Raw genomic sequence first — 6,090 nt, 5'->3', positions numbered from 1 at the left:
ACCGCCTCCCTGGTGAAATTAGCGCTATGGAACCACCCGATCCCATCCCGAACTCGGAAGTGAAACGTAGCTGCGCCGATGGTAGTGTGGCCTAAGCCATGCGAGAGTAGGTCATCGCCAGGGTTTATACCCAAAAACCCCGCTGCTCACGCAGCGGGGTTTTTCTTTGTCCGTCGTAAACCGCGGTAGTGCCGGCCGCTGGCCGGCAGTCACGTGCAGCTGCGTGAGGTTCATGGGGTTGCCGGCCAGCGGCCGGCACTACCGGTGCCCAGCATCACGCAAATGGCCGGCACCAAGCATAAGAAAGCGGTGCCCAAGGGCGCCGCTTTCTGTAGAGCTCAACGGCAGGCGGAGTTACTTCGCCGCAACGGCAGGTGCCCTCGGCCTTCATCATCGTGTGCCGGGCAGCCTTGAATGGACTGCCTTCGTACCCGTTGAGCCAACGAACCCTGCCGCGAACCGCGCCCAACAAAAAGGCGGCGCCCTGCGGGCGCCGCCTTCCATGGAGCATGGCGCAGGGTCGACTCAGTCGATCAACGCGGCCTCGCGCTGCCGGAACACCGATACCGCCTGGTTCAATTCACCTGCCTGCGCTTGCAGTTCCCGCGCTGCTGCGGTGGCTTCTTCCACCAGGGCCGCATTCTGTTGTGTGGCCTGGTCCATCTGCACCACCGTCTGGTTGATCTGCTCGATACCGGAGGACTGCTCCTGCGATGCCGCCGAGATCTCGCGCATCAGGTGGCTTACGTTCTCCACGCCGCCGACGATGCCCTGCATGCGTTGTCCGGCATCGGCGACCAACTGGGCGCCCTCGCCGACCTGACGACCTGCCTCGTCGATGAGGACCTTGATCTCCTGGGCGGCTGCCGCCGATCGCTGCGCCAGCACGCGGACCTCGCTGGCGACGACCGCGAACCCGCGCCCCTGCTCGCCGGCGCGTGCCGCTTCGACCGCTGCGTTGAGCGCGAGGATGTTGGTCTGGAAGGCAATGCCGTCGATCACGCCGGTAATGTCGCCGATCCGCTTCGACGCGCCTTCGATGGCCTGCATGGTGTCGACCACCCGCTGCATGGCGTGGTTGCCATCACTTGCTGCGCCCTGGGTGGAGGCGGCCAGCTCACTGGCCTGACGCGCATGCGCTGCATTCTGGCGCACGGTGGCGGTCAGCTCCTCCATTGAGGCTGCGGTTTCCTGCAGATGCGCAGCCTGTCGTTCGCTGCGCTCGGACAGGGCGCCGTTGCCGGCGGCGATTTCGCTGGCGGCCGTGCTGATGGTGGTGGCGCAGTGCTGGATGTGCCCGACCATGCGTGCGAGCTGGCTGGCAGTGGCGTTGGCATCGCGCTGGATGGCGGCGAACGCGCCGTGATACTCGCCCTGCATGCGGCGGTCGAGATCGCCGTTGGCCATCGCCGAGAGCATTTGCCGAACTTCGTCGACCGTGCTGCCCAGGGTGTCCAGTAGCTGGTTGATGCCCCCTGTCAGGCCGTCGAGGAAGCTGGCGCCTTCGCTGGCCTGCAGGCGCTGTTCGAGATCACCGTGCGCGGCGGCATCGACAATCCCGGCAACGGCATTCTCCAGCGTCAGTTCATGGGTGCGGTCATGCCATTCCACCGCAAAGCCCAAGCGCGCGCCCTGTGCATCGAACACCGGGGTGACCACCTGCGCGAAATGCACCGGCCCGATCCGCACCTTGCCGTTGTGCGTCGCCTGCAACCCGTTGAGGATGCCGCGGATGCGGTCAGGGTTGGCATGGAAACGATGGATGCTGCTGCCGACCAGCCGCTCGGCGTCGAAATCGGGGAACGCCTGGCGCAGCGTGGCCTGCTGGTTGCGCAGCAGCGCCACCACCGAGCGGTTGACGTAGCGGATGACGTGATCGTTGTCGGCAATCATCATCGCCGTACGCGAGGCATCCAGTGCCTGGCGGATCTGCGCGTTCTCGGCATGTGCTTCGGCTTCGCGGCCCCGCTGCGCCTGCACATGACGTGCGGTATCGGCCAGCGCGTGGGCCAGTGAACCGGGTGCGTAGTTGCGTGCATCGCTGTGTGCGCCGAGGTCGGCGCCCGTGGCGATGTCGCGTGCCAGTGCGGCCAGGCGGTGCGGTCCGTGACCCAGCGCTTCGCTCTGTTGACGCAGGCGTGCGGCGGTCTGCCCCAGCACCAGCGTCAGCACTGCCAGGGCCGTGGCATTCAACAGTGGTGGCAGGACGGTCGCCCCATCAAGCAACGGCGCCAGCAACGCACTGACACCCACCGCGCCGGCCAGCCACAACGGCATGCGGTCACGCTGGATGAGCAGCACGCCCAGCAGCAGCGCGATGGGCAATGCGGCATTCAATCCGCTGATATGGCAGAGCAGGCTCAACTGCAGTGAAAGCACTACGGCCAGGCCGTTGCGCGCGAGCACATGGCCGGCCTGGCGCCAGCCCAGCCAGGCGGCTGGCAGCACCGCAGCGGCAACGGCGCTCGCGGCGGGCAGCGACGTACCGCGCACGGCCAGCACAAGGCCGATCAACGCAAACACGACGCTGCCCAGCAGCAGGCGACGATCGCCTCGCTGTGCCAGCTGTTGCAGATAAGGGACACGGCCCTGGTCGGGCGGGCGGGAGGACGCAATGGACATCGGCAACTCCTGGATCAACGGACGGCAGCGGCCATGCAACGCGCTGCGCGGACGAGCGCAACGACGGCAGGGTCGGGAAATTCAGGGAATGCGGCGCAGGCTGCGACGCGGAGGACAGACACCGTGACCACATCCTGTGGATGACGGTGCAGCAGACGGGACATGCGGTCTTCCTTGCAGAACCAGGAACGAGCCGCAGGCACAAAGGGCCTGCGTGCTGTGGGCGCAGGGGCCCACTACCGTTCTATCGGCCGCACTTGCGCAGAGTGAAGTGCGCGCAGCCGACGATGGTCAGCGTGCGTTGGCGTTTCCGCTCAGGAATGCATCGATGACCGCGGCAATCTGTGCCGGGTGTTCCATGTGCAGATGATGGTTGCCGGGGAATACCGCCAGGCGGCCATCACGCAGGTGCTGCAGGCGCTCGCTGCGCATCGGCTCGGGATAGTACGACTGCGCAGGCGTGGCGTAGATCACCTGGGTCGGGCAGCTGATGGCCTGCAGCAGGTTGTCGATCTGGCCTTCGCTGAGGCGGATTGCGGTGGGCAGCATCAGGCGCGGATCGCTGCACCAGCGATAGCCGCCTTCGACCGGCTCGACACCGCGTTCGACCAGCAGGCGTGCGCAGCCTTCGCTGAGCTGGTTGGTCATCATCCGCGCGCGGATCGGTGCGGCCAGATCGGGGAACACGCGCAGCTGCTTGCGTGCGAGTGCTCGGGTGGCATCGACGTGTTCGCGCAGACGGCTGGCGGTGTCCTCTTCCGGTCCGCGCAGGCCGCCGAGCGCCTCGATGGCGACCAGGCGTTCGATGCGATCACTGACCGCCGCGGTGAGGCTGGCGATGCCGGCACCCATCGAATGGCCCATCAGGGTGAACCGGTCCCAGCCCAGCGCGTCGGCGACATCGAGTACATGGGTGATCGCCGCCGGCGTGGTGTACACCGCACCGGTGGGCAGATGTGCGCTGTGGCCGTGTCCGGGCAGGTCGATCGCCACCAGGTCCAGTTGTGGCAGATGCGGCGCCAGCGGTACGAAGCTGGCCGCATTGTCGAGCCAGCCGTGCAGGGCCAGCACGCGCGGCCCGTCGCCCGCACGGCGCAGGCCGGCCACGCGGACGCCCGCGACCTGCAGTTCAAACGGCTGCAGGGTCATGCCAGCGAGGCCACGGCCAGCCGTGCCAGTGCACGGGCGTGTTCCGGTTCAGCGTTGAGGCAGGGGATGTAGCGCATCTGTGCGCCGCGTTCGGCCAGCGTCTCGGTGAAGCCCATCGCGACTTCTTCCAGCGTTTCCAGGCAGTCGGTGGCAAAGCCGGGGCAGACGACGTCGATCTGTTTCACCCCTGCCTCTGCCAGCTCCCACAGGCTGGGTTCGGCGTAGGGCTGCAGCCAGCGTTCGCGGCCGAAGCGCGACTGGTAACCCATCTGCCAGTCGTCCGCGCCCAGGCCGAGCGCCGCGGCGATCGCACGTGCACTGGCCTCGCAGCGCTGCGGATAGGGATCGCCGGCATCGGCAAGGCGCTGCGGAATGCCATGGAAGGAGAACATCAGCTTCTGGCCGCGACCCTGCTGCTGCCAATAGCGCTGGATCGAGCCGGCGACGGCGGCAACCCAGTCCGGATCAATCGAATAATCCTGCACCAGGCTGACCGTGACCTGCGGGTTCCTGCGCTGCCACGCATCCACGCGGTCTTCGACCGAGGCGGTGGTGGTGGTCGAATACTGCGGATACAGCGGCAAGACCACGATGCGGCGCACGCCCTCGCTGGCCAGCCGATCCAGCTCGGTGGTCAGCGCCGGTTCGCCGTAGCGCATCGCGTGGCGCACGCGCAGCGTCGGCAGCAGGGTCTGCATCGCCTGCGCCAACTGGCGGGTGTGGACCATCAGCGGCGAGCCTTCCGGCAGCCACACCTGGGCGTACTTGGCGGCCGAGCGGCCACTGCGCAGCGGCAGGATCAGGCCGCGCAGCAGAGGCTGCCACAGCAGTGCCGGTATCGCGACCACGCGCGGGTCGGACAGGAATTCGGCCAGGTAACGACGAACAGCGGGAGCCGTCGGCGTCTCGGGCGTGCCTAGGTTGACCGCCAATACGGCGGTATCGGGTGCATCGAGCATGGGCGCTATTGTCGCCGATTCCATCGTCACGTCGGTATGCAGGCTTCGCATCGATGTCATTGCTGAGGCCAATGTGAGCAGGCAACGCTCATTGGGGATTCATCACAACACTACTAATTTCAGTCACTTGCTATATCTTCCTATGGACTGACTTCTGGAGCCTGCCATGCGTCGCCCGATCCAAGCCCTGCTGATCGCCGCCAGCCTGCTGTCCAGCCAGGCCATGGCCGGACCGCAGGAAGACCAGCGCGCCCGCAACGCGGTGCGTGTACTGGCTGAAATCCAGGGAATCCCTGAACAGGGCATTCCGGACAAATTGCTCGACGAAGGCCGCGCGGTCATCGTCATTCCCGACACGATCAAGGCCGGTCTGGTGATCGGCGGACGCCGTGGCCACGGCCTGATGTCGGTGCGCATGCCCAACGGTGCGTGGTCCAACCCGGTATTCATCAAGCTCACCGGCGGCAGCATCGGCTTCCAGGCTGGCGTGCAGTCCTCCGACGTGGTGCTGGTGTTCCGCAACGACCGCAGCCTGGACAACCTCGTCAACGGCAAGTTCACCCTCGGCGCCGATGCCGGTGTGGCCGCCGGTCCGGTGGGCCGCAATGCCGCCGCCGCCACCGATGGCCAGTTGAAGGCTGAGATCTGGTCGTGGTCGCGCGCCCGTGGCCTGTTCGCAGGCGTTGCCCTGGATGGTGCGATCCTGCAGATCGACGATGCCGCCAATCTCGATGCCTACGGCAGCAACACGACGCCGCGGATGATCTTCGAGGGACGCGCGGCTGGCTCGCCGTCAATGGATGTGGTCGCTTTCCGTGATCGCCTGGAAGAGGCGACCTACGCGGCGCGCAACAACCGCAACGGTGGCAATGACGCACCGCGTCCGGCCGCCGCTGCAGCGCCCGCCCCGGCGCCTGTTCAGGCAGCACCTGCGGCACCGGTTGAAGCGACCACGGCGCCGCTGCAGGCCGTGCCGCAGACCCCGCCGCCGGCCCAGCAGGGTTTCCAGCCGGTCAATGACGGTGAAATCCGCACTGAAACGCTGGGCAACAACTGACTTTCGTCACGCGCGCCGGCTTACAGCCGGTGCGCTATGCTCGGCAATCTGATCACTAACGTAACGAGCGACTTATGGGCAGTTTCAGCATCTGGCATTGGTTGGTCGTACTCGCCATCGTCCTGCTGGTGTTCGGCACCAAGCGCCTGACCAGTGGTGCCAAGGATCTCGGCTCGGCGGTCAAGGAATTCAAGAAGGGCATGCACGACGAAGACAAGCCGAACGCACAGTTGGGCGATGAGTCGCGCAGCCAGGACGCCTCGCGCACCGCGCAGGACGAGCACGACCGCAACGCGCGTTGAT

6 protein-coding genes and 1 rRNA gene are annotated in these 6,090 nt (G+C 66.5%); 3 read left to right on the top strand and 4 right to left on the bottom strand.

Features of this window, described 5'->3' with window-relative positions; translation table 11 throughout:
• Positions 1-8 precede the first annotated feature (8 nt).
• Positions 9-123: ribosomal RNA gene (rrf, locus tag CR156_RS19570) — 5S ribosomal RNA — on the top strand.
• A 402-nt stretch (positions 124-525) separates the two neighbouring features.
• Here the strand turns inward: rrf and CR156_RS19565 are convergent.
• The 4 genes from CR156_RS19565 to hemH all read right to left on the bottom strand — a co-directional run bounded on the left by CR156_RS19565 (position 526) and on the right by hemH (position 4,730).
• Complete coding sequence (locus tag CR156_RS19565) at positions 526-2,622, bottom strand: methyl-accepting chemotaxis protein (RefSeq protein ID WP_100554042.1); 2,097 nt, start codon at positions 2,620-2,622, stop codon at positions 526-528.
• Between the two features lie 14 nt (positions 2,623-2,636).
• Positions 2,637-2,786 (bottom strand): hypothetical protein, encoded by a 150-nt coding sequence (locus tag CR156_RS23025; RefSeq protein ID WP_165781014.1) that lies wholly within the window; start codon positions 2,784-2,786, stop codon positions 2,637-2,639.
• A 127-nt stretch (positions 2,787-2,913) separates the two neighbouring features.
• A complete protein-coding gene (locus CR156_RS19560; protein WP_100554041.1) occupies positions 2,914-3,771 on the bottom strand; it encodes an alpha/beta fold hydrolase in 858 nt (285 codons plus the stop codon).
• A complete protein-coding gene (gene hemH / locus CR156_RS19555; protein WP_100554040.1) occupies positions 3,768-4,730 on the bottom strand; it encodes a ferrochelatase in 963 nt (320 codons plus the stop codon). The genes CR156_RS19560 and hemH overlap by 4 nt, the downstream gene beginning before the upstream one ends.
• 166 nt (positions 4,731-4,896) lie before the next feature.
• Between hemH and CR156_RS19550 the strand changes: the two genes are divergently transcribed.
• Positions 4,897-5,787, top strand: a complete 891-nt coding sequence (locus CR156_RS19550) for a lipid-binding SYLF domain-containing protein (protein ID WP_099819945.1) — start codon at positions 4,897-4,899, stop codon at positions 5,785-5,787.
• Positions 5,788-5,861: 74 nt separating this feature from the next.
• Positions 5,862-6,089, top strand: coding sequence for a Sec-independent protein translocase subunit TatA (gene tatA, locus CR156_RS19545; protein WP_043399676.1), 228 nt, complete (start codon positions 5,862-5,864; stop codon positions 6,087-6,089).
• Position 6,090: the final 1 nt, after the last annotated feature.

Source organism: Stenotrophomonas lactitubi, assembly GCF_002803515.1.
GTDB classification, from domain to species: Bacteria; Pseudomonadota; Gammaproteobacteria; order Xanthomonadales; family Xanthomonadaceae; genus Stenotrophomonas; species Stenotrophomonas lactitubi.
The sequence above is the reverse complement of the archived record's forward strand: the minus strand, read 5'-3'. Positions and strand labels throughout refer to the sequence as shown.